A 23,427-nucleotide genomic window follows, 5' to 3' on the forward strand; every position below is an offset into this window, starting at 1 on the left:
ACATTTCGTCTCTTCGCCAAAACAGCTTCGGCGTTGTAAGGTTAAGCCTCACGGTTCATTAGTATCGGTTAGCTCAACGTATCGCTACGCTTACACACCCGACCTATCAACGTCGTCGTCTTCAACGTTCCTTCAGGACCCTTAAAGGGTCAGGGAGAACTCATCTCGGGGCAAGTTTCGTGCTTAGATGCTTTCAGCACTTATCTTTTCCGCATTTAGCTACCGGGCAATGCCATTGGCATGACAACCCGAACACCAGTGATGCGTCCACTCCGGTCCTCTCGTACTAGGAGCAGCCCCCTCAATTCTCCAGCGCCCACGGCAGATAGGGACCGAACTGTCTCACGACGTTCTAAACCCAGCTCGCGTACCACTTTAAATGGCGAACAGCCATACCCTTGGGACCTACTTCAGCCCCAGGATGTGATGAGCCGACATCGAGGTGCCAAACACCGCCGTCGATATGAACTCTTGGGCGGTATCAGCCTGTTATCCCCGGAGTACCTTTTATCCGTTGAGCGATGGCCCTTCCATTCAGAACCACCGGATCACTATGACCTGCTTTCGCACCTGCTCGCGCCGTCACGCTCGCAGTCAAGCTAGCTTATGCCATTGCACTAACCTCCTGATGTCCGACCAGGATTAGCTAACCTTCGTGCTCCTCCGTTACTCTTTGGGAGGAGACCGCCCCAGTCAAACTACCCACCAGACACTGTCCGCAACCCGGATCACGGGTCTACGTTAGAACATCAAACATTAAAGGGTGGTATTTCAAGGTTGGCTCCACGCAGACTGGCGTCCACGCTTCAAAGCCTCCCACCTATCCTACACATCAAGGCTCAATGTTCAGTGTCAAGCTATAGTAAAGGTTCACGGGGTCTTTCCGTCTTGCCGCGGGTACACTGCATCTTCACAGCGAGTTCAATTTCACTGAGTCTCGGGTGGAGACAGCCTGGCCATCATTACGCCATTCGTGCAGGTCGGAACTTACCCGACAAGGAATTTCGCTACCTTAGGACCGTTATAGTTACGGCCGCCGTTTACCGGGGCTTCGATCAAGAGCTTCTCCTTACGGATAACCCCATCAATTAACCTTCCGGCACCGGGCAGGCGTCACACCGTATACGTCCACTTTCGTGTTTGCACAGTGCTGTGTTTTTAATAAACAGTTGCAGCCAGCTGGTATCTTCGACTGATTTCGGCTCCATGAGCAAGTCACTTCACCTACCATCAGCGTGCCTTCTCCCGAAGTTACGGCACCATTTTGCCTAGTTCCTTCACCCGAGTTCTCTCAAGCGCCTTGGTATTCTCTACCTGACCACCTGTGTCGGTTTGGGGTACGATTCGTTGTTACCTGATGCTTAGAGGCTTTTCCTGGAAGCAGGGCATTTGTTACTTCAGCACCGTAGTGCCTCGTCGTCACACCTCAGCGTTAAAAGAAGTCCGGATTTACCTAAACTTCCCGCCTACATGCTTAAACCGGGACAACCGTCGCCCGGCTAACATAGCCTTCTCCGTCCCCCTTCGCAGTAACACCGAGTACAGGAATATTAACCTGTTTCCCATCGACTACGCCTTTCGGCCTCGCCTTAGGGGTCGACTCACCCTGCCCCGATTAACGTTGGACAGGAACCCTTGGTCTTCCGGCGAGCGGGCTTTTCACCCGCTTTATCGTTACTTATGTCAGCATTCGCACTTCTGATACCTCCAGCAACCCTCACAGGCCACCTTCAACGGCTTACAGAACGCTCCCCTACCCAACAACACATAGTGTCGCTGCCGCAGCTTCGGTGCATGGTTTAGCCCCGTTACATCTTCCGCGCAGGCCGACTCGACCAGTGAGCTATTACGCTTTCTTTAAATGATGGCTGCTTCTAAGCCAACATCCTGGCTGTCTGTGCCTTCCCACATCGTTTCCCACTTAACCATGACTTTGGGACCTTAGCTGGCGGTCTGGGTTGTTTCCCTCTTCACGACGGACGTTAGCACCCGCCGTGTGTCTCCCGTGATAACATTCTTCGGTATTCGTAGTTTGCATCGGGTTGGTAAGTCGGGATGACCCCCTAGCCGAAACAGTGCTCTACCCCCGAAGATGAGTTCACGAGGCGCTACCTAAATAGCTTTCGGGGAGAACCAGCTATCTCCCGGTTTGATTGGCCTTTCACCCCCAGCCACAAGTCATCCGCTAATTTTTCAACATTAGTCGGTTCGGTCCTCCAGTTAGTGTTACCCAACCTTCAACCTGCCCATGGCTAGATCACCGGGTTTCGGGTCTATACCCTGCAACTTAACGCCCAGTTAAGACTCGGTTTCCCTGCGGCTCCCCTATACGGTTAACCTTGCTACAGAATATAAGTCGCTGACCCATTATACAAAAGGTACGCAGTCACCTAACAAGTAGGCTCCCACTGCTTGTACGTACACGGTTTCAGGTTCTTTTTCACTCCCCTCGCCGGGGTTCTTTTCGCCTTTCCCTCACGGTACTGGTTCACTATCGGTCAGTCAGGAGTATTTAGCCTTGGAGGATGGTCCCCCCATATTCAGACAGGATACCACGTGTCCCGCCCTACTCTTCGAGTTCACAACGTGTGCATTTTAGTGTACGGGGCTATCACCCTGTACCGCCGGACTTTCCAGACCGTTCCACTAACACACGCGCTGATTCAGACTCTGGGCTGCTCCCCGTTCGCTCGCCGCTACTGGGGGAATCTCGGTTGATTTCTTTTCCTCGGGGTACTTAGATGTTTCAGTTCCCCCGGTTCGCTTCGTTAAGCTATGTATTCACTTAACGATAGTGCAACGAATTGCACTGGGTTTCCCCATTCGGAAATCGCCGGTTATAACGGTTCATATCACCTTACCGACGCTTATCGCAGATTAGCACGTCCTTCATCGCCTCTGACTGCCAGGGCATCCACCGTGTACGCTTAGTCGCTTAACCTCACAACCCGAAGCTGTTTCGTAAAACAGTCCGCGTTGCGAAAATTTGAGAGACTCGAACACACCGCTTTTTCCTTTCTTATTACGGAGAAAGGAAACAGTGTGTCGTTTCAATTTTCAGCTTGATCCAGATTTTTAAAGAGCAAATATCTCAAACGTGATTCCTGAGAATCAGTTTTGAGATATGGAGGTCGGCGACTTTCACTCACGAACCAGCAAGTGGCGTCCCCTAGGGGATTCGAACCCCTGTTACCGCCGTGAAAGGGCGGTGTCCTGGGCCTCTAGACGAAGGGGACACTGAAGTCTCAATCGCAAGACGCCTTGCTATTTACTTTTCATCAGACAATCTGTGTGAGCACTACAAAGGCAGGTTCTTTCAGGTAAGGAGGTGATCCAACCGCAGGTTCCCCTACGGTTACCTTGTTACGACTTCACCCCAGTCATGAATCACAAAGTGGTAAGCGCCCTCCCGAAGGTTAAGCTACCTACTTCTTTTGCAACCCACTCCCATGGTGTGACGGGCGGTGTGTACAAGGCCCGGGAACGTATTCACCGTAGCATTCTGATCTACGATTACTAGCGATTCCGACTTCATGGAGTCGAGTTGCAGACTCCAATCCGGACTACGACATACTTTATGAGGTCCGCTTGCTCTCGCGAGGTCGCTTCTCTTTGTATATGCCATTGTAGCACGTGTGTAGCCCTACTCGTAAGGGCCATGATGACTTGACGTCATCCCCACCTTCCTCCAGTTTATCACTGGCAGTCTCCTTTGAGTTCCCGACCGAATCGCTGGCAACAAAGGATAAGGGTTGCGCTCGTTGCGGGACTTAACCCAACATTTCACAACACGAGCTGACGACAGCCATGCAGCACCTGTCTCAGAGTTCCCGAAGGCACCAAAGCATCTCTGCTAAGTTCTCTGGATGTCAAGAGTAGGTAAGGTTCTTCGCGTTGCATCGAATTAAACCACATGCTCCACCGCTTGTGCGGGCCCCCGTCAATTCATTTGAGTTTTAACCTTGCGGCCGTACTCCCCAGGCGGTCGACTTAACGCGTTAGCTCCGGAAGCCACTCCTCAAGGGAACAACCTCCAAGTCGACATCGTTTACAGCGTGGACTACCAGGGTATCTAATCCTGTTTGCTCCCCACGCTTTCGCACCTGAGCGTCAGTCTTTGTCCAGGGGGCCGCCTTCGCCACCGGTATTCCTCCAGATCTCTACGCATTTCACCGCTACACCTGGAATTCTACCCCCTCTACAAGACTCAAGCCTGCCAGTTTCAAATGCAGTTCCCAGGTTGAGCCCGGGGATTTCACATCTGACTTAACAGACCGCCTGCGTGCGCTTTACGCCCAGTAATTCCGATTAACGCTTGCACCCTCCGTATTACCGCGGCTGCTGGCACGGAGTTAGCCGGTGCTTCTTCTGCGAGTAACGTCAATCGCCAAGGTTATTAACCTTAACGCCTTCCTCCTCGCTGAAAGTACTTTACAACCCGAAGGCCTTCTTCATACACGCGGCATGGCTGCATCAGGCTTGCGCCCATTGTGCAATATTCCCCACTGCTGCCTCCCGTAGGAGTCTGGACCGTGTCTCAGTTCCAGTGTGGCTGGTCATCCTCTCAGACCAGCTAGGGATCGTCGCCTAGGTGAGCCATTACCCCACCTACTAGCTAATCCCATCTGGGCACATCTGATGGCATGAGGCCCGAAGGTCCCCCACTTTGGTCTTGCGACATTATGCGGTATTAGCTACCGTTTCCAGTAGTTATCCCCCTCCATCAGGCAGTTTCCCAGACATTACTCACCCGTCCGCCGCTCGTCACCCGAGAGCAAGCTCTCTGTGCTACCGCTCGACTTGCATGTGTTAGGCCTGCCGCCAGCGTTCAATCTGAGCCATGATCAAACTCTTCAATTTAAGTTTGATGCTCGTGAATTAAACTTCGTAATGAATTACGTGTTCACTCAGAGACTTGGTATTCATTTTTCGTCCGAGGACGTTAAGAATCCATGTCACTTTGAGTGCCCACACAGATTGTCTGATAAATTGTTAAAGAGCAGTGCGACGGCGCTGAGCGCTCTGTCGCGAGGTGGCGTATATTACGCTTTCCTCTTTCAGAGTCAACCTCGTTTTTCAGAAGTTTTCTCTTTCAACCCGGCGGCTTGTTTGCCGTTGTTCCGTGTCGATGGAGGCGCATTATAGGGAGTTCTCGAGCGCCCGCAATAGAAAAATTGCAGAAAAATGACTGACTGCTGCATTCCCCAGCAAAACCCCGTTTTATACCCTGTTACACACAGAATTATCCACAGATCGCGCCCCTTCTTACCTGATAAAGTCCGTCAAAAGCCCCTTCTATATAGAGAAGAGAGCGGCAAAAAAGAGAAAGATAAAAATTCGCGAGCGTTGCGCAAACGTTTTCGTTACAATGCCGCGCTATGACAAGGATGCCCGGTTGGGTGCGTTAGGTGAGTTTTTCGACAAAAACTCACCTAACGCTCTCTGTAATGTTCAAATCCTGGGGATTTAATACCATGCAACAACGTCGTCCAGTCCGCCGCGCTCTGCTCAGTGTTTCTGACAAGGCCGGTATCGTCGAATTCGCGCAGGCTCTTTCCGCTCGTGGTGTTGAGCTACTGTCTACGGGTGGTACCGCACGCCTGCTGGCTGAGAAAGGTCTGCCGGTAACCGAAGTCTCTGACTACACCGGTTTCCCGGAAATGATGGATGGACGCGTTAAGACCCTGCATCCAAAAGTACACGGCGGTATTCTCGGCCGTCGCGGCCAGGATGATGAGATCATGGCCCAGCACGCGATCTCTCCTATCGATATGGTTGTTGTTAACCTTTATCCGTTTGCCCAGACCGTCGCCCGCGAAGGGTGTTCGCTGGAAGATGCGGTAGAAAATATCGATATCGGCGGCCCGACCATGGTGCGCTCCGCGGCCAAGAACCATAAAGACGTGGCTATCGTCGTGAAGAGCCATGACTACCACGCCATTATTAAAGAGATGGATGCTAACGACGGTTCCCTGACTCTGGAAACCCGCTTCGATCTCGCCATTAAAGCTTTCGAACACACCGCTGCCTACGACAGCATGATTGCCAACTACTTCGGCAGCATGGTTCCGGCCTATCATGGTGAGACTCAGGAAGCCTCCGGCCGCTTCCCGCGTACGCTGAACCTGAACTTCATTAAGAAGCAGGATATGCGCTACGGCGAGAACAGCCATCAGCAGGCTGCCTTCTATATAGAAGAAGACATTAAAGAGGCGTCGGTTGCGACCGCCACTCAGGTTCAAGGCAAAGCCCTTTCTTATAACAACATCGCCGATACCGATGCGGCGCTGGAGTGCGTGAAAGAGTTCAGCGAACCGGCCTGCGTGATTGTCAAACACGCCAACCCGTGCGGCGTCGCAGTCAGCACTTCAATTCTGGATGCTTACGATCGCGCCTACAAAACCGACCCGACCTCCGCATTCGGCGGCATTATCGCCTTCAACCGTGAACTGGATGCGGAAACCGCACAGGCCATCATTTCTCGCCAGTTTGTTGAAGTGATCATTGCCCCATCCGCCAGCGAAGAGGCCCTGAAGGTGACGGCGGCCAAGCAGAACGTCCGCGTTCTGACCTGCGGCGAGTGGGCGGCACGCGTCCCGGGTCTCGATTTCAAACGCGTTAACGGCGGCCTGCTGGTTCAGGATCGCGACCTGGGCATGGTCACCGAGAGCGATCTGCGCGTCGTGACGAAACGCCAGCCTACCGAGCAGGAACTGCGCGACGCGCTGTTCTGCTGGAAAGTGGCGAAGTTCGTGAAATCCAACGCGATTGTCTATGCAAAAGAGAACATGACCATCGGGATAGGTGCAGGCCAGATGAGCCGCGTTTACTCGGCGAAAATTGCCGGTATCAAAGCGGGCGATGAAGGTCTGGAAGTGAAAGGCTCGGCAATGGCTTCTGACGCCTTCTTCCCGTTCCGTGACGGTATCGACGCTGCTGCTGCAGTGGGCATTACCTGTGTTATCCAGCCTGGCGGCTCTATCCGTGATGATGAAGTCATTGCCGCAGCTGACGAACACGGCATTGCGATGATCTTCACCGACATGCGTCACTTCCGCCATTAATTCACGGAGCAGAACATGAAAGTATTAGTGATTGGCAACGGCGGCCGCGAGCACGCGCTGGGATGGAAGGCGGCACAGTCTCCGCTGGTCGACACCGTCTACGTGGCGCCGGGTAACGCCGGCACCGCCCTGGAGCCTGCGCTGCAAAACGTGAATATCGGCGTGACCGATATTCCGGCGCTGCTGGACTTTGCACAGCGCGAAAAGATCGATCTGACCATCGTCGGCCCGGAAGCGCCGCTGGTGATTGGCATTGTCGATGCGTTCCGCGCTGCGGGCCTGAAAATCTTCGGCCCGACCGAAGGCGCCGCCCAGCTGGAAGGCTCAAAAGCCTTTACCAAAGATTTCCTCGCGCGGCATAACATTCCGACCGCGGAATATCAGAACTTCACCGAAGTCGAACCGGCACTGGCCTATCTGCGCGAAAAAGGCGCCCCGATTGTTATCAAGGCGGACGGTCTGGCGGCCGGTAAAGGCGTGATTGTCGCGATGACGCTACAAGAAGCGGAAGAGGCGGTTCAGGATATGCTGGCCGGCAACGCATTTGGCGACGCGGGTCATCGGATCGTGATCGAAGAGTTCCTCGATGGTGAAGAAGCCAGCTTTATCGTCATGGTCGACGGCGAGCACGTCCTGCCGATGGCCACCAGCCAGGACCACAAACGCGTAGGCAATGGCGATACCGGTCCGAATACCGGCGGTATGGGCGCCTACTCACCCGCCCCGGTGGTCACGGATGAGGTGCATCAGCGCACGATGGATCGCATCATTTGGCCAACGGTCAAAGGCATGGCGGCGGAAGGCAATACCTATACCGGTTTCCTGTACGCCGGTCTGATGATCGACAAACAGGGCAATCCAAAAGTCATCGAGTTCAACTGCCGTTTCGGCGATCCGGAAACACAGCCCATTATGCTGCGTATGAAATCCGATATGGTGGAGCTGTGCCTCGCCGCCTGTGACGGTAAGCTGGATGAGAAAACCTCCGAGTGGGACGATCGCGCCTCGCTTGGCGTGGTGGTTGCCGCAGGCGGCTATCCGGGCAACTACGCCACCGGTGACGAAATCTTCGGCCTGCCGCAGGAAGAAGCGGTGGATGGCAAGGTCTTCCATGCCGGGACGAAGCTTGCCGACGATCAGCGCGTGGTGACTAACGGCGGCCGCGTACTGTGCGTGACGGCATTGGGCGACACCGTAGCCCAGGCGCAGCAGCGTGCCTACGAACTCCTGACCGGTATTCATTGGGAAGGAAGCTTCAGCCGTAGCGATATCGGCTGGCGCGCTATTGCCCGCGAGCAACGCTAGCGTCTGAGCGTAACCTCATAACAGGCCTCATTGACGGGCGGCTTCATTCTGGAGTCGCCCGTTTTTTATCGTCAGCCCGCCAACCTGTCACGGAGGATGTTCGGCTACCCGCCTCAGAGAAGCGTATGGTGGAGGAGGACAGAGGGAATGGTAACCGCGCCGATAGCGCAAAGCGTCTCTGACAGGAGGTCAGAAGGTTTTTTCCTGCGGCTGCCAGGTACAGAAGTCTTCGTTGGCCACCAGCAAAAGCTGAGCGCCGTCTGAAGCTTCCAGCCACGCCACGCTCACCTCAACGGAGGAGTGATTCTGGCGGCGTTCAATATGGGCTAAGGCCCGCGCATCCAGATCCGGCTTCACGGTTTGCCCTTCACAGGTCGTCACCGTCTGGTTGGCATGCCAGCGCCCCTGACGCAGAACAACGCGCCTTGTCGCAATGCGTCGCTGGTCCGGCGAATCTGCGTTGCCCGGTAGCGGTAAAGCGCCACCTGATCGCTGGAAAGCTGCTGTTTTTGTCCGTCCACTTCGCGCTGCATAAAGCTCAGTTCGCCCTGATCATCAAAACGGGCGCGAATGTGTTCCGTCGGTTTGCCGTAGACGTTGAGTTCGATAAGCGTGAGCCGGTCGCCCTGCCAGCGGTATTCGCTGGTTGAAGTGTTGCCGTGACGCCACGGGCTGAAGGCCGCAAGCAGATGCACTTCGCCGTTGGAGTCCAGACGCCAGATACGCATCGCGCCCTGGTTGTCCGCATACCCGCTGGCGGTAAAAGGTGGGACAGAAGAATCATGGCTACAGGCAGAGATCAGCACGACGCCTGCCAGCATCAATGCGCGACGCCAGATAGACAAAAGGGGCTTTAAGGCCCCTTCGTTAAAACTGTACACTGCCACGCGGTCTTACTTAACTGCGTCTTTCAGTGCTTTACCAGAAACAAACGCCGGCACGTTAGCAGCGGCAATTTTGATTTCGTTACCGGTCTGCGGGTTGCGGCCAGTACGCTCAGCGCGGTGGTTCACTTTGAAGGTACCGAAACCAACCAGTTGAACAGCATCACCTTCTTTCAGAGACTCAGTAATTGCAGCCAGGGTAGATTCCAGGGCAGCTTTTGCCTGTGCTTTGGACAGGTCAGCTTTGTCCGCAATTACATCAATCAGTTGAGTCTTGTTCATAAGTTATCCTTACAATGTGTTTATCGCTTGCTAAGCACCGAGTGCGACGGAAATGCCTGAAAAGCACTCTCCTGCATACACGCACCGATAGCCACTTTTTTTCGCCCTCCAAATGTAGACCAGACGGGGGGCGGAATGGAAGCCTTCAGACGCTACAATTCAGGCGGTAAATCACGTTTTCTGGTCTCACTGCTGAAAATTTATACCGATATTGCTCTCACCGGCTTCACGAAGGTCTGCACGCAGCCCTTTGATCAGTTCAATATCGCGTTCTTCACAGTCGGCCAGCAGGCGGAAAATTTCCCACTGAATATCCCATTCTTGCTCAACCGCCGGGTTCTCTTTGAGCTCTTCATCGGTCATTTCACGACCTGCCTGGGTCATTTCCAGCATCGCGACGGTCGTAATCGAACTCTTGCTCACCTCAATGGCGTGCTCAAGCGTTTCTCCGCTCAGACGCGAATGAATCAGTTCACTCAGAGCAACGCAGGCATCGATAGCCGGGTACACGCCGTACAGATCATAGTCGTCGGCCACCGGAATCGCCTCTTCCAGTTTTTCCAGCTGGCTATCGAAATTCACCTTCGCATCTTTGACGGTCAGAGTTTCCCAAATCAGATCGAGGATACGACGATACAGCTGGCCGTCGGCAAATCCGGTTTGCTGGCAGAACATCGCGTAATTGGGGTACATGCGCTCGCACAAACAGGCCATAAAGGTGACGTGCTGCCAGCTTTCCAGCTTCTCCAGGCGCAGATGAATCGGGTTTTGTAACATGATGAATTCTCGAAGTCAGAAATTAGCCGCAGTGTACCTGAATCAGCGGTGATTTGCTTGCCAACGCACAAATGCCGGGCGCCGCGAGGCAACCGCATCGGCCCAGCGCGTAGGCTCCGGCAGGCGGTAGCCCTTGATGCAGCGCTGAACCCATGTCAACGCACTATCGAGAGCCACCCGGTGACCGGTGCTGACAAACAGCGGGTTGCAACGCGCTTTGCTGCGCCAGACCCACGCCAGCTGCTCGTTTTTATCCATCAGCGGCGCCAGCGCTCCCGGCTCATCGCCGGGCAGCATAAACTGACCGCACAGGCGCTTTTTTGCCACGCCAATGGTCGGAACATCCACCAGCAGGCCAAAATGGCTGGCGACGCCCAGACGCCGGGGATGAGAAATCCCGTGGCCATCGACAAAGAGCAGGTCTGGTTTTTGTGCGAGCTGCTGCCATGCCGCCAGCAGCGCGGGCGTTTCACGAAAGGAGAGAAAACCGGGGATATACGGCATGGTGGTGGCAACGCGCGCCACCTGATACTCAACCAGTTCCAGAGATGGATAAGCGAGCAGCACAATAGCCGCCCGCGTCACTTCACCTTCTTGCTCGAAGCCAACGTCCGCACCGCCGATCAGCCGGGGAGGATCCCGATCCAGTCGATCCTCACGAATGACCGACGCGGCCAGCTCCTGCTGCCGTTCGCGTAGCGACGCCAGATCCATATTCGCTCCTTAGCGATGGTATTGCGCCGACAGCCGGTGCACCGCTTCTACAAATACGCCGGCGTGTTCAGGATTCACATCCTGATGGATGCCATGACCGAGGTTGAAGACATGGCCCTCTCCCTGACCAAAGCCGGCCAGTATGGTCGCGACTTCTTCTTCAATACGGCCCGCAGGCGCATAGAGCATGGAAGGGTCCATATTGCCCTGCAGCGCCACTTTGTGACCGACGCGGCGGCGCGCATCGGCGATATCGGTGGTCCAGTCGAGACCCAGCGCATCACAGCCGGTTTCGGCCATCGCTTCCAGCCACTGTCCGCCGCCTTTGGTGAATAAGGTCACCGGTACGCGGCGGCCTTCGTTTTCACGCAGCAGGCCATCAACGATTTTGTGCATGTAATAGAGCGAGAACTGCTGATAATCGCGGCCGGTCAGCACGCCACCCCAGGTATCAAAAATCATCACCGACTGGGCGCCCGCTTTGATTTGCGCGTTCAGGTACAGCGTGACGCTTTTGGCCAGCTTTTCGAGCAGCGCATGCAGCGCCTGCGGGTCGGCATACATCATTTTCTTGATCACAGTGAAGGCCTTGCTACTGCCCCCTTCAACCATATAGGTCGCCAGCGTCCACGGGCTACCGGAGAAACCAATCAGCGGAACCTCGCCTTTTAGTTCGCGGCGAATCGTCCGCACGGCGTTCATCACGTAACCGAGCTCATCTTCCGGATCGGGCACCGGCAGTTTGTCGACATCGGCTTTGCAGGTAATCGTCGAGGTGAAACGTGGGCCTTCGCCGGTTTCGAAATAGAGCCCCAGCCCCATTGCGTCAGGGATGGTCAAAATGTCCGAGAAGAGGATCGCCGCATCCAGCGCATAGCGGCGCAGCGGCTGCAATGTGACTTCGCAGGCCAGCTCGGCGTTTTTACACAGCGACATAAAGTCGCCCGCCTGGGCACGAGTGGCTTTGTACTCCGGTAAATAGCGGCCCGCCTGGCGCATCATCCACACCGGGGTCACATCAACGGGTTGGCGCAGCAGCGCACGCAGATAACGATCGTTCTTCAGTTCGGTCATTTTGCAGTTCCTTAAGCGTCAGGCCGTTATTGTATCACGTCATTCCTCGTCGGCCCGACACATTGCCACGGTGTCTTCTATCAGGCGGCGCGCTACGGTACCCGGCGGCGGCAGCAGCGGTAAATCGTCATAGCGATACCAGCCAGCCTGCAGCAGCTCTTTCTTGTCGATCACAATCTCGCCGCTGTCATATTCCGCCATAAATGCGGTCATCAGCGACTGCGGGAACGGCCACGGCTGTGAGGTCACGTAGCGCAGATTTTTCACCTTCAGACCGCACTCTTCCATCACCTCGCGGGCAACCGCCTGCTCCAGCGTCTCTCCCACTTCGACAAACCCGGCCAGCACCGTATGTACGCCATTGCGATGGCGGGTATGCTGTGCCAGCAAGATAGAATCGTCCCGGCGAATCGCCACGATCATGCAGGGCGCAATTTGCGGGTAATAACGTTCGCGGCAGTGGCTGCATAGCATCGCCCATTCGGTTTTGCTGGGATGCATAGGATGCCCGCAGTAGCCGCAGAATTTATGCGAGCGGTAAAATTCGGCCAGCTGGATCCCGCGTCCCGCCAGTTGAAACAGCCCCGGATCCTGATCCAATAACTGACGCAACGATCCCATATCATGCCGACGATCCTGGCGCACCATCCACACCGCGTCGCCTTGCCATTCGCCAATATGCAGTGCGTGCTGGCCGACAAGATTGAAATTTACCGCTTCGCCATGTGGTAATTCCCCGTCGGGTAACCATAATTTTTGTTCGTGACTGACGATCCACCAGCCGCGATCTAATTTTTCAATAATACGATCCATATCTATTGCACTACCTTCGTTTTACTGGCACTTTTAACATTATATTTACATTTTGGTGAGCAACGTTATTTTCTTAATCTTGCGGAGTCAACCATGTTAAACCAGCTGGAAAACCTAACGGAACGTGTTGGAGGCAGTAATGAACTGGTCGATCGCTGGCTGCATGTACGTAAGCATTTGCTCGTCGCTTACTACAAGCTGGTTGGCCTGAAACCAGGAAAAGAATCCTTTATGCGGCTTAACGAAAAGGCGCTGGATAGCTTTTGCCAAAGCCTGGTGGATTACCTCTCCTCCGGCCATTTTAGTATTTATGAACGTATTCTTGGCGAAATGGAAGGTGATACGCCACTTTTGGCGGCCACCAGACTCTATCCGCAGCTGGAAGCCAATACCCAGCAAATTATGGATTACTACGACTCCTGCCTCGAAAATGCTATCGATCATGATAATTATCTTGAGTTCCAGCAGGCGTTGTCTGATATCGGCGAAGCGCTGGAAGCCCGCTTTGCGCTGGAAGATAAGCTGATCGCCCTCGCCATTTCGTACAACCTGCGGGACAACGTCAGCGACAATATCGCGCCGACTGCTTGAGTTGTGAACCGTTAACGAGTAATTTACAGACATTCTCCCTCTGCGGAGGGAGCGTTATCTTGTCGGAGTGCCTATTTTCCACACTGGAAAAGGCTGAGACCGTTAATTCGGGATCCGCGGAACCTGATCAGGCTAATACCTGCGAAGGGAACAAGAGTAAACTGCAAAGAGCGGCCGTCCCTCAGGGACTAAACGCATCTGTTACTCCATCCGTCGTCTGACAAGCCATCTCCTTTTCATCTGGAATGAGCTATGTCTACAGAAAAACTGACCCGCAGACAGCAGCGCGAACGCGCTCAGCGTTTTATCGACACGCTTGAAGGCTCGGCCTTCCCCAACTCGCAGCGTATCTACATTCAGGGTTCGCAGGATGATATTCGCGTCCCGATGCGTGAAATCCAGCTTAGCCCCACGCTTATCGGCGGCGGCAAAGAAAATCCGCGCTATGAAGATAACGAAGCGATCCCGGTGTACGATACCTCCGGTCCCTACGGCGACCCCAATATCCCGATCGATGTCCACCAGGGTCTGGCAAAGCTGCGCCAGCCGTGGATTGACGCGCGTAACGATAGCGAACCGCTGAGCCATCGCAGCTCCGCTTACTCCCAGCAACGCCTGGCTGATGACGGCCTTGACGGGCTGCGCTTCAGCCGCCTGCTGACGCCAAAGCGGGCCAGAGCCGGCCGCCGCGTGACTCAGCTCCACTACGCCCGCCGGGGCCTCGTCACGCCGGAGATGGAGTTTATCGCCCTGCGCGAAAATATGGGCCGCGAGCGCATTCGTAGCGAAGTGCTGCGCCACCAGCACCCGGGAGAAGGGTTCGGCGCCCATCTGCCGGACAACATCACGCCGGAGTTTGTCCGCGACGAGGTGGCTGCCGGGCGCGCCATTATTCCCGCCAATATTAACCATCCCGAGTCGGAGCCGATGATCATCGGCCGTAATTTTCTGGTCAAAGTTAACGCCAATATCGGCAACTCCGCCGTCACCTCCTCCATTGAGGAGGAGGTCGAAAAGCTGGTGTGGTCAACCCGCTGGGGAGCGGATACGGTGATGGATCTCTCCACCGGCCGCTATATCCACGAAACCCGCGAGTGGATCCTGCGCAACAGTCCGGTGCCTATCGGTACGGTGCCGATCTATCAGGCGCTGGAAAAGGTCAACGGCATTGCCGAAGACCTGAGCTGGGAAGCCTTTCGCGACACCCTGCTGGAACAGGCGGAGCAAGGCGTTGACTACTTCACCATCCACGCCGGCGTCCTGCTGCGCTACGTGCCGCTGACCGCCAGACGCCTCACCGGTATTGTCTCCCGCGGCGGTTCGATCATGGCGAAATGGTGCCTGTCGCACCATCAGGAAAACTTCCTCTATCAGCACTTCCGCGAAATTTGTGAAATCTGCGCCGCCTATGACGTTTCGCTTTCGCTCGGCGACGGTCTGCGCCCGGGTTCGATCCAGGACGCCAACGATGAAGCGCAGTTTGCCGAGCTGCGAACCTTAGGCGAGCTGACGAAAATCGCCTGGGAGTACGACGTGCAGGTGATGATTGAAGGTCCGGGTCACGTGCCGATGCAGATGATCCGCCGCAACATGACCGAAGAGCTGGAGCACTGTCACGAAGCGCCGTTCTATACCCTCGGGCCGTTAACCACCGATATCGCTCCCGGCTACGATCACTTCACCTCCGGTATCGGCGCCGCGATGATCGGCTGGTTTGGCTGCGCGATGCTCTGCTACGTCACGCCGAAAGAGCACCTCGGGCTGCCGAATAAAGAGGACGTGAAGCAGGGGCTGATTACCTACAAAATCGCCGCCCACGCCGCCGACCTCGCCAAAGGCCATCCCGGGGCGCAGATCCGCGATAACGCCATGTCCAAAGCGCGTTTTGAGTTCCGCTGGGAGGATCAGTTCAACCTCTCCCTCGACCCCTTCACCGCCCGCGCCTGGCACGATGAAACCCTGCCGCAGGAGTCGGGAAAAGTCGCCCACTTCTGCTCCATGTGCGGACCCAAATTCTGTTCAATGAAAATCAGTCAGGAAGTGCGCGACTACGCCGCCCGCCAGGATATCGAAAGCGGAATGGCCGATATGTCGCAGGACTTCCGCACCCGCGGCGGCGAAATCTATTTACGTAAGGAGCAAGCCTGATGTATCAACCCGATTTTCCGTCCGTCCCGTTCCGTTTAGGCCTCTATCCGGTTGTTGATAGCGTGGTATGGATTGAGCGCCTGCTGAAAGCCGGCGTGCGTACCCTTCAGCTGCGCATCAAAGATAAGCGCGACAGCGACGTTGAGGACGATGTGATCGCCGCTATCGCGCTCGGTCGTCAATATCATGCCCGGCTGTTTATCAACGACTACTGGCAGCTGGCCATTAAGCATCAGGCCTACGGCGTGCATCTGGGCCAGGAGGACCTGGAAACGACGGACCTGAGCGCGATCCGCAACGCCGGCCTGCGTCTTGGGGTCTCGACCCATGACGATATGGAGATCGACGTTGCGCTGGCCGCACGCCCCTCCTATATCGCCCTGGGCCACGTTTTTCCTACGCAAACCAAACAGATGCCTTCCGCCCCTCAGGGGCTGGAACAGCTTGCCCGCCATATCCAGCGTCTGGAAGATTATCCGACGGTGGCGATCGGCGGCATCAGCCTCGAACGCGCGCCGGCGGTACTGGGCACCGGCGTTGGCAGCATTGCCGTGGTCAGCGCAATCACCCAGACGGCGGACTGGCAGCAGGCTACCGCGCAACTGCTGACGATCGCGGGAGCCGGTGATGAATGACAATGATTTTATGCGCTATAGCCGCCAGCTGCTGCTGGAGGATATCGCCATCGAAGGGCAGCAAAAGCTGCTGGCCAGCCGGGTATTGATCGTCGGTCTCGGCGGGCTGGGCTCGCCTGCTGCGCTGTACCTGGCCGGGGCCGGTGTCGGCACGCTGGTGCTGGCCGATGACGACGACGTGCACGTCAGCAACCTACAGCGGCAAATTCTGTTCACCAGCGATGATATCGCGCAACCCAAAACCACGGCCGCCAGAGCAAGGCTGGCTCGTCTCAACCCGCAAATTGAACTGATTGCGCTGAAGCAGCGGTTAGGCGGAAAGGCCCTGCTGGATGAAGTGGCGAAGGCCGATGTGGTACTGGATTGCACCGATAATATGGTGACCCGCCAGGCGATCAATGCCGCCTGCGTCGCCCTTGCAACACCGTTGATTACCGCCAGCGCCGTCGGGCTGGGAGGCCAGCTGATGGTACTGACGCCGCCGTGGGAACAGGGCTGCTATCGCTGCCTGTGGCCAGATGCTAACGAGCCCGAACGCAACTGTCGTACGGCGGGCATTATCGGCCCGGTAGTCGGCATGATGGGTACCCTGCAGGCGCTGGAGGCTATCAAGCTGCTCAGCGGCATGGCAACGCCGCGTAATACTTTGCGGTTGTTCGATGCCCGCACCAGCAGCTGGCGCGCACTTGCATTACAGCGGGCTCAGGGTTGTCCAGTATGTGGAGGGCAGCATGCAGGTGTGGTTTAACGATGAACCGTTGCAGTGCGCCGAAGCGACATCCGTCGCCGCCCTGCTCACTCAGCTGGAACAGCATCAGCCGGGCGTCGCGCTGGCGCTCAATCAACACATCCTGCCGCGCGAGCGGTGGGAACACCATCTTCTGCAGGAAGGCGACCAAATCCTGCTTTTTCAGGTTATCGCCGGAGGCTGACATGTTACGTATTGCGGATAAAACATTTGAATCACATCTTTTCACCGGTACCGGTAAATTCGCCGCTCCCGACGTGATGGTGGAGGCCATTCGCGCCTCCGGCAGTCAGCTGGTGACGCTGGCAATGAAACGCGTCGATTTACGTCAGCATAATGACGCTATCCTCGCACCGCTACTGGCGGCTGGCGTGAGCCTGCTGCCCAATACCTCCGGGGCCAAAACGGCAGAAGAAGCCGTATTTGCCGCCCGTCTGGCGCGGGAAGCGCTGGGTACCCACTGGCTGAAGCTGGAAATCCATCCGGACGCGCGCTGGCTGCTCCCCGATCCGATTGAAACGCTGAAAGCGGCAGAAATTCTGGTACGGGAAGGCTTTGTGGTGCTGCCCTACTGCGGCGCCGATCCGGTACTGTGCAAGCGTCTGGAAGAGGCGGGCTGCGCGGCGGTGATGCCACTCGGCGCGCCGATCGGTTCCAACCAGGGGCTGGAAACCAGAGCGATGCTGGAAATTATTATCGAGCAGGCCACGGTACCTGTGGTGGTTGATGCCGGTATTGGCGTGCCGAGCCATGCAGCTCAGGCGCTGGAAATGGGTGCCGACGCGGTACTGGTGAATACCGCCATCGCCGTCGCCGACGACCCGGCCACCATGGCCCGGGCTTTCCGCCTGGCGATTGATGCCGGATTGCTGGCGCGACAGGCTGGCCCGGGGACGCGCAGCGCGCAGGCGCAGGCCACCAGCCCACTGACCGGCTTTCTGGAGGCGCTGGTATGAATACCTTCACTGACCGCTGGCGGCAGCTGGACTGGGACGATATTCGCCTGCGTATCAACAGTAAAACCCCCGCCGACGTTGAACGCGCCCTGGCGGCAAAACAGCTCAGCCGCGACGATATGATGGCCCTGCTCTCTCCTGCCGCCGCGGGTTATCTGGAGCCGCTGGCGCAGCGTGCGCAGCGCCTGACTCGCCAGCGTTTTGGTAATACCGTCAGCTTTTATGTCCCGCTGTATCTCTCTAATCTGTGCGCCAACGATTGTACCTACTGCGGTTTCTCAATGAGTAACCGTATCAAGCGCAAGACTCTGGATGAGGCGGAAATTGCCCGTGAATGCGCGGCGATCCGCGAAATGGGCTTTGAGCATCTGCTGCTGGTGACCGGCGAACATCAAAGCAAAGTCGGCATGGACTATTTTCGCCAGCATCTGCCCGCGATTCGCCGCCAGTTCGCCTCGCTGCATATGGAGGTCCAGCCGCTGGCGATGGCGGAGTATGCCGAGCTGAAAACCCTCGGGCTGGACGGCGTGATGGTCTATCAGGAGACCTATCATGAAAGTATGTATGCGAAACATCATCTGAAAGGCAAAAAGCAGGATTTTTTCTGGCGACTGGATACGCCGGACAGGCTTGGAGAGGCGGGAATTGATAAGATTGGCCTTGGCGCATTAATTGGCCTCTCCGACAGCTGGCGCGTGGATTGCTTTATGGTGGCGGAACATCTGCTGTGGCTCCAGCAACGCTACTGGCGCAGCCGCTACTCCATCTCCTTTCCGCGATTACGCCCTTGCGCCGGGGGCATCGAGCCCGCCTCATTAATGGATGAACGGCAGCTGGTGCAAACCATTTGCGCCTTCCGCCTGCTGGCCCCGGAAGTGGAGCTCTCGCTCTCCACCCGTGAATCCCCCTGGTTCCGCGATCGGGTGATCCCGCTGGCCATCAACAACGTCAGTGCATTTTCGAAAACGCAGCCCGGCGGGTATGCCGATAACCATCCGGAGCTGGAGCAGTTCGCGCCTCACGATGACCGTCGCCCGGAAGAGGTTGCCAGCGCGCTGGTAGCCAGCGGACTGCAGCCGGTATGGAAAGACTGGGATAGCTGGCTGGGACGCGCTTCCCGCTCATCATGATGAGGAATGTAACGTCGTAAACGTTCTTCGTGGACGATCGTAATGAGAGAAACGGGAGATTGTGGTCATATTTCCGTTTCTCTATTCTGCCCTGGTCAGCAGCGGATGCTGACCAGGGCGAAACTTCTCTTCCTCATTTTCGCCCTGCTTCATCGCATTCATAGCTCTCACGATCGAAGATAAATCCCATCCTCCCGCTGGCCACAGTTATAATTAACCAGGCAACATCTGATTCGCTTGCCAGGCATTGCGACTAATCCTGCGCTTCTTCCCATGGAAAAAACCTTCTGGAACGATTTAAAACACATGGCTCGTCACAGTAGAAAGCTCTCTTTTACTATGCCAATTCTTATTGGCTTTGCCGGGATTTTACTCAGCTTTTTGCTGATCGCCGTATTCGTCACCACGACGCAGAGACAGAACTTTCTCGAGGACTATCACCACGTTAATCGCAATTTCACCCATAACCTGGCCGTGAACTATACGGAATCGCTGCTGCGTGGAAATGATTATATCCTCGCCAGGGCAACCAAGTTCTTTGCGAACAACGATAAGTTAAATCAGGCCATTAATATCGATCCGCAAGGTGGGTTGCAGGAATTAATGCAGCTGCAGGAGCTGATGCCAACCGTCTCTTCTATTTCGCTGGCGGATACCCAGGGCCATTACCTCCGGGCGCCTGAAGTGCTGGAAAATGATAACAGCCGCGCCTTCGATCCGAAGTCCAGACCGTGGTTTATCAAACAGGCGGAGGCCAGCACGTTCAGCCACTATACCAGTCCCTATCTGGATTTCTTTACACAGCATCCGACCATTACGCTCTATAAACCGGTCATCTCACCGGAAGGCCGGCTCAAAGGCAGCCTCGCATTTCATCTGGATCTGACCTCAATGGGATACGCTTTACGCCAGATGGTCGCACCTGTTCAGGGCGAGTTTTTCGTCGTGCAGCGCGACGGGAAAGTCGTACTCCATCCGGATACCGGCGCGCTTTTTAAACCCTATGTCCGCGACGATCTCATGGACAAAATGACCAGCGCCGAGGGTCAGCTGTATGACGAGAAAAAGGGCATCTGGTATTACTATTATTCGTTCACCAATCCAGACTGGTTTGTCATCTACCGCGTGGATAACACCACGCTGGTAGATTTAACCCGGTATGAAACCGATATCGTGCTTTGGGGGTTTGCCCTGGCCGCCATTGTGATTATTCTCTTTGGCCTCTATCTGCGCCACGCATCCCACACGGTGCTGATGAATATCATCAACGCGATTAAAACCGGCGACGTTAACCGTGCTCCGCGGCTGGAAGCGATGCTGAGTAAAGCCATCGAAAGTAATAAACAGCGCGAACTGATCTATGTCCGCCAGGCTACCATCGATGCGCTCACCGGCTGTAAAAACCGCCGCGCCTTCGACAGCGATACCGCCGCGCTAATGAACGATCATCAACCTTTCGCGCTGGCCCTGGTCGATATCGATAACTTCAAATCGATTAACGACACCTGGGGTCACCTCAACGGCGATATTGTTTTACGCAACGTCGCACGTGAAGGACTGCAAATCCTGCAACCTCAGAATATTTCACTCTACCGCTATGGCGGCGAAGAGTTTGCCGTGATTTTCACCGGCGAGCATATTGCCAATGCGCCGGCGATACTGGAAAGCTGGCGACTCAACATTGCCCAACGCACCTGGCGTGAAGAAGGACTGATGGTAACCTTCAGCGCGGGCCTGGGCGAATGGAATATGGAGCCTCTGGAGCAGCTAGTGGTGAGCGTTGATGAAGCGCTTTATAAAGCCAAGCAGCAGGGCAAAAACCGTATCGTCCGCGCTTAAAACCACCTGCATCTGCAGGCCCGTCAGCCCGGATTTTACTGTTTTCAACCCTAAAACCGAAACCGGTTTCATTATTTTGTGATGCCTTACACACAATCACGGCAAAGCGGTTGTCGTGTCTGTCGGCCCGCGATAAAGATGATGCATCAAGGGAACATAAGGGCCATCAACTATGAAGAATATCGTTTTATGCTGCGCCGCTGGAATGTCCACCAGCATGCTGGTTCAACGCATGCAGGCCGCGGCACAACAGAAAGGTGTGGAAGTCTCCATCAAAGCCGTACCGGTTGCCGAGTTTAAAGATAATCTTGCTACTGCCGATATTATCCTGCTCGGTCCTCAGGTGAAGTACGAGCAAGCTAAGCTCCAGGCGCTGGCCGACCCGTTTGGTAAAAAAGTCGCCGTTATCGATATGATGGATTACGGCATGATGAAAGGCGATGCTGTTCTCGATAAAGCCCTGAAGTTGATGGAGTAAGTCATGGAAGATTTAGAAACGATCATTATGGAGCTGTTGGTGAATGCGGGTTCTGCCCGCAGTTCGGCATTAACGGCTCTGCAGCTGGCCCGCAAAGGTGATTTTGCGGCTTCTGAGCAGGCAATGGCAGAATCACATGAGTTTGTGAAGCATGCGCATAAAATCCAGACCCAGCTCATCGGTCTCGATGAAGGCACAGGTAAGCTGCCGGTGAACCTGATTACCGTTCACTCCCAGGATCATCTGATGAATGCCATGGTGATACAGGATCTGGCAACCGATATGATTGAACTGTATCGTCGCACCGCGTAGTCAATAAACGCAGTGAATAGCAGGTGCCCGCCAGGCACCTGCTTTTTTTATTACAAGAAGCCGTAAAGCGCGGCGAAGACCCAGCCAAACACGCACGAAACGCTGACGCCAATGAGCCCCGGCAGAATAAAGCTATGGTTAATCACAAAGCGGCCGATATGCGTCGTCCCTGAGCGATCGAACTGAATCGCCGCCAGGTCGCTCGGGTAGGTTGGCAGAATATAATAGCCATAGCAGGCTGGCGCGGAGGCGACAATGTAGGCCGGATCGACGCCAATCGCCAGCGCCACCGGGACAATCGCCGCCAGCGCTGCGGCCTGGGAATTGACAAACTTGGAGACCAGCAGCAGTACGATGGCATAGGCCCACGGATACTCCTTCACCATTTCGCCGAGCACGCCTTTAATCTCCGTCATGTGCGCGCCGAACATCGTTTCCGCCATCCAGGCAATACCGTACACCGCCACAATGGCGATCATCCCCGAGCGGAAAACCTCATTCTTAGAAATCGACGCCGGGTTAGTTTTGGTGATGATGATGATGAGTGCGCCGGAGAGCAGCATGAACATCTGAATCACCAGTACCATCGACAGCGGCTTGCCGTTGAATGCCGGGCGCAGTTCGGAGAAGGCCCCCAGAACGGCAACCACGGCAATCGACGCCAGGAAGATCCACATGGCGACCCAGTTACTGGTCGGCAGTTTTCGATCCAGCAGCGTTGCCGTATCGCCATAAACATAATGACGGTTTTCCGGCGTTGAGATGAAAGCCTGAAACGCGTCGTCTTTATCTAAGTCTTTACCGCGAAACCAGCTAAAAATACCGATTGCCAGAATCCCCAGCAGCGTAGAGGGAATGGTAATAGCCAGCAGATCGAGAAATTCGAGATGCTTACCGTTGAAGGTAAAGTTGCCCAGCATCGCCACCAGTGACACCACCGCTACGGACACCGGACTGGCGATAATCCCCATCTGTGCGCCAATGGAGCTGGCCGCCATCGGGCGCTCGGGACGAATATTGTTCTTGATAGCGACGTCATAAATAATCGGCAAAATCGTATAAACCACGTGGCCGGTGCCGCAAAGAATGGTCAGCGTACAGGTGACGAAAGGAGCCACAATGGAGACATATTTTGGATTGCGCCGCAGAAGTTTCTCAGCGATCTGCAGCATCACATCTAACCCGCCGGAAGCCTGAAGCGTCGCCGAAGCGGCAACAACCGCAATAATCACCAGCATCACATCAACCGGTGGCTTACCCGGCTGAAGATGAAAGACAAAGACCAAAATAACCAGCCCGATACCGCCTAAAAGACCCAGTGCGATACCGCCCTTTCTGGCACCATAAAAGAGACAAATTAAGATAATGATGAGTTGTATTGCGAATTCCATGCATCCCCCAGCCCCTGGCTATGAAAATCAAAAGACTTATCTTCTGCTGCCGTATTATTTAGCCATCTCCCGCATCGCGTTTTACGGGTATAAACCGCCCTCCTCGGCTTTATGAACCCGAAGATAAAAGAAAAAGTAATCACATGATTAATTGGACTTTTTGACTATATCGCCTTTGATTTGCTGATTTTTTGATACGTGTAGAATTTTTACCCATCAATAAGTGTGGGTATTAAGAAAAAACAGCCAGCCAACTTTTATATGAATTGTTTGCTGCTTAATTGAG

At 55.3% G+C, this 23,427-nt stretch carries 18 protein-coding genes, 1 tRNA gene, 2 rRNA genes, 1 pseudogene and 1 riboswitch; of the genes and pseudogenes, 12 read left to right on the forward strand and 10 right to left on the reverse strand.

What is annotated here, in order from left to right; genetic code table 11:
• Nucleotides 1–37 precede the first annotated feature (37 nt).
• From OQV00_RS24970 to OQV00_RS24980, 3 genes are all read right to left on the reverse strand, one after another.
• Nucleotides 38–2,941, reverse strand: a 23S ribosomal RNA gene (locus OQV00_RS24970).
• A gap of 219 nt (nt 2,942–3,160) precedes the next feature.
• Nucleotides 3,161–3,236 (reverse strand) — tRNA-Glu (locus OQV00_RS24975).
• Between the two features lie 85 nt (nt 3,237–3,321).
• Nucleotides 3,322–4,860: ribosomal RNA gene (locus OQV00_RS24980) — 16S ribosomal RNA — on the reverse strand.
• The 16S and 23S rRNA genes sit together here with 1 tRNA gene alongside, the layout of an rRNA operon.
• Nucleotides 4,861–5,474: 614 nt before the next feature.
• Between OQV00_RS24980 and purH the strand changes: the two genes are divergently transcribed.
• Both purH and purD read left to right on the forward strand, forming a co-directional pair.
• Nucleotides 5,475–7,064 carry a bifunctional phosphoribosylaminoimidazolecarboxamide formyltransferase/IMP cyclohydrolase gene (purH, locus tag OQV00_RS24985; protein ID WP_015585382.1) on the forward strand — a complete coding sequence of 530 codons (1,590 nt, stop codon included), beginning with the start codon at nt 5,475–5,477 and terminating at the stop codon, nt 7,062–7,064.
• Nucleotides 7,065–7,079: 15 nt separating this feature from the next.
• Entirely contained in the window at nt 7,080–8,369 is a 1,290-nt protein-coding gene (gene purD / locus OQV00_RS24990) for a phosphoribosylamine--glycine ligase (protein ID WP_015585383.1), read from the forward strand.
• 189 nt (nt 8,370–8,558) lie between these two features.
• On the opposite strand, the pseudogene OQV00_RS24995 reads toward purD, so the two are convergent.
• The 6 genes and pseudogenes from OQV00_RS24995 to nudC form a co-directional block, all read right to left on the reverse strand.
• Nucleotides 8,559–9,190, reverse strand: a pseudogene (locus OQV00_RS24995) (DUF1481 domain-containing protein).
• A 72-nt stretch (nt 9,191–9,262) separates the two neighbouring features.
• Nucleotides 9,263–9,535, reverse strand: a complete 273-nt coding sequence (gene hupA, locus OQV00_RS25000) for a nucleoid-associated protein HU-alpha (protein ID WP_004097675.1) — start codon at nt 9,533–9,535, stop codon at nt 9,263–9,265.
• Between the two features lie 186 nt (nt 9,536–9,721).
• Complete coding sequence (locus OQV00_RS25005; protein ID WP_004118446.1) at nt 9,722–10,312, reverse strand: YjaG family protein; 591 nt, start codon at nt 10,310–10,312, stop codon at nt 9,722–9,724.
• A 42-nt stretch (nt 10,313–10,354) separates the two neighbouring features.
• A complete protein-coding gene (gene nfi, locus OQV00_RS25010) occupies nt 10,355–11,026 on the reverse strand; it encodes a deoxyribonuclease V (RefSeq protein ID WP_004118445.1) in 672 nt (223 codons plus the stop codon).
• Between the two features lie 9 nt (nt 11,027–11,035).
• Complete coding sequence (hemE, locus tag OQV00_RS25015; protein WP_004118444.1) at nt 11,036–12,100, reverse strand: uroporphyrinogen decarboxylase; 1,065 nt, start codon at nt 12,098–12,100, stop codon at nt 11,036–11,038.
• A 39-nt stretch (nt 12,101–12,139) separates the two neighbouring features.
• Nucleotides 12,140–12,913, reverse strand: coding sequence for an NAD(+) diphosphatase (gene nudC / locus OQV00_RS25020; protein ID WP_004118443.1), 774 nt, complete (start codon nt 12,911–12,913; stop codon nt 12,140–12,142).
• A gap of 93 nt (nt 12,914–13,006) precedes the next feature.
• Here nudC and OQV00_RS25025 point away from each other — a divergent pair, with 93 nt between their 5' ends.
• From OQV00_RS25025 to OQV00_RS25070, 10 genes are all read left to right on the forward strand, one after another.
• Nucleotides 13,007–13,504, forward strand: a complete 498-nt coding sequence (locus OQV00_RS25025; RefSeq protein ID WP_004118442.1) for an Rsd/AlgQ family anti-sigma factor — start codon at nt 13,007–13,009, stop codon at nt 13,502–13,504.
• 53 nt (nt 13,505–13,557) lie between these two features.
• Nucleotides 13,558–13,671, forward strand: a riboswitch (TPP riboswitch).
• 85 nt (nt 13,672–13,756) lie between these two features.
• Nucleotides 13,757–15,652 (forward strand): phosphomethylpyrimidine synthase ThiC, encoded by a 1,896-nt coding sequence (thiC, locus tag OQV00_RS25030; RefSeq protein ID WP_088402750.1) that lies wholly within the window; start codon nt 13,757–13,759, stop codon nt 15,650–15,652.
• Complete coding sequence (gene thiE, locus OQV00_RS25035) at nt 15,652–16,287, forward strand: thiamine phosphate synthase (protein WP_004118440.1); 636 nt, start codon at nt 15,652–15,654, stop codon at nt 16,285–16,287. Before thiC ends, thiE begins: the two co-directional genes overlap by 1 nt.
• Nucleotides 16,280–17,035 carry a HesA/MoeB/ThiF family protein gene (locus tag OQV00_RS25040; protein WP_004118439.1) on the forward strand — a complete coding sequence of 252 codons (756 nt, stop codon included), beginning with the start codon at nt 16,280–16,282 and terminating at the stop codon, nt 17,033–17,035. The genes thiE and OQV00_RS25040 overlap by 8 nt, the downstream gene beginning before the upstream one ends.
• A complete protein-coding gene (gene thiS, locus OQV00_RS25045) occupies nt 17,019–17,219 on the forward strand; it encodes a sulfur carrier protein ThiS (RefSeq protein WP_004118436.1) in 201 nt (66 codons plus the stop codon). The genes OQV00_RS25040 and thiS overlap by 17 nt, the downstream gene beginning before the upstream one ends.
• Before the next feature lies 1 nt (nt 17,220).
• Nucleotides 17,221–17,991, forward strand: coding sequence for a thiazole synthase (gene thiG, locus OQV00_RS25050; RefSeq protein ID WP_266279591.1), 771 nt, complete (start codon nt 17,221–17,223; stop codon nt 17,989–17,991).
• Complete coding sequence (gene thiH, locus OQV00_RS25055) at nt 17,988–19,121, forward strand: 2-iminoacetate synthase ThiH (RefSeq protein ID WP_004118432.1); 1,134 nt, start codon at nt 17,988–17,990, stop codon at nt 19,119–19,121. The genes thiG and thiH overlap by 4 nt, the downstream gene beginning before the upstream one ends.
• Nucleotides 19,122–19,427: 306 nt before the next feature.
• Entirely contained in the window at nt 19,428–20,960 is a 1,533-nt protein-coding gene (locus OQV00_RS25060) for a sensor domain-containing diguanylate cyclase (protein ID WP_162661779.1), read from the forward strand.
• Nucleotides 20,961–21,132: 172 nt separating this feature from the next.
• Nucleotides 21,133–21,438, forward strand: a complete 306-nt coding sequence (locus OQV00_RS25065; protein WP_004118425.1) for a PTS sugar transporter subunit IIB — start codon at nt 21,133–21,135, stop codon at nt 21,436–21,438.
• Between the two features lie 3 nt (nt 21,439–21,441).
• Nucleotides 21,442–21,750: a PTS lactose/cellobiose transporter subunit IIA gene (locus OQV00_RS25070; RefSeq protein WP_004118423.1), complete on the forward strand. Its 309-nt coding sequence runs from the start codon at nt 21,442–21,444 to the stop codon at nt 21,748–21,750.
• Between the two features lie 50 nt (nt 21,751–21,800).
• Here the strand turns inward: OQV00_RS25070 and OQV00_RS25075 are convergent, their stop codons facing one another.
• On the reverse strand, nt 21,801–23,141 hold the full coding sequence (locus tag OQV00_RS25075; RefSeq protein WP_004118421.1) for an anaerobic C4-dicarboxylate transporter: 1,341 nt from the start codon (nt 23,139–23,141) through the stop codon (nt 21,801–21,803).
• Nucleotides 23,142–23,427: the final 286 nt, after the last annotated feature.

Origin of the sequence: Klebsiella sp. DY2415, from assembly GCF_026314315.1 — a bacterium.
In the GTDB taxonomy this organism is placed as follows: domain Bacteria; phylum Pseudomonadota; class Gammaproteobacteria; order Enterobacterales; family Enterobacteriaceae; genus Klebsiella; species Klebsiella ornithinolytica.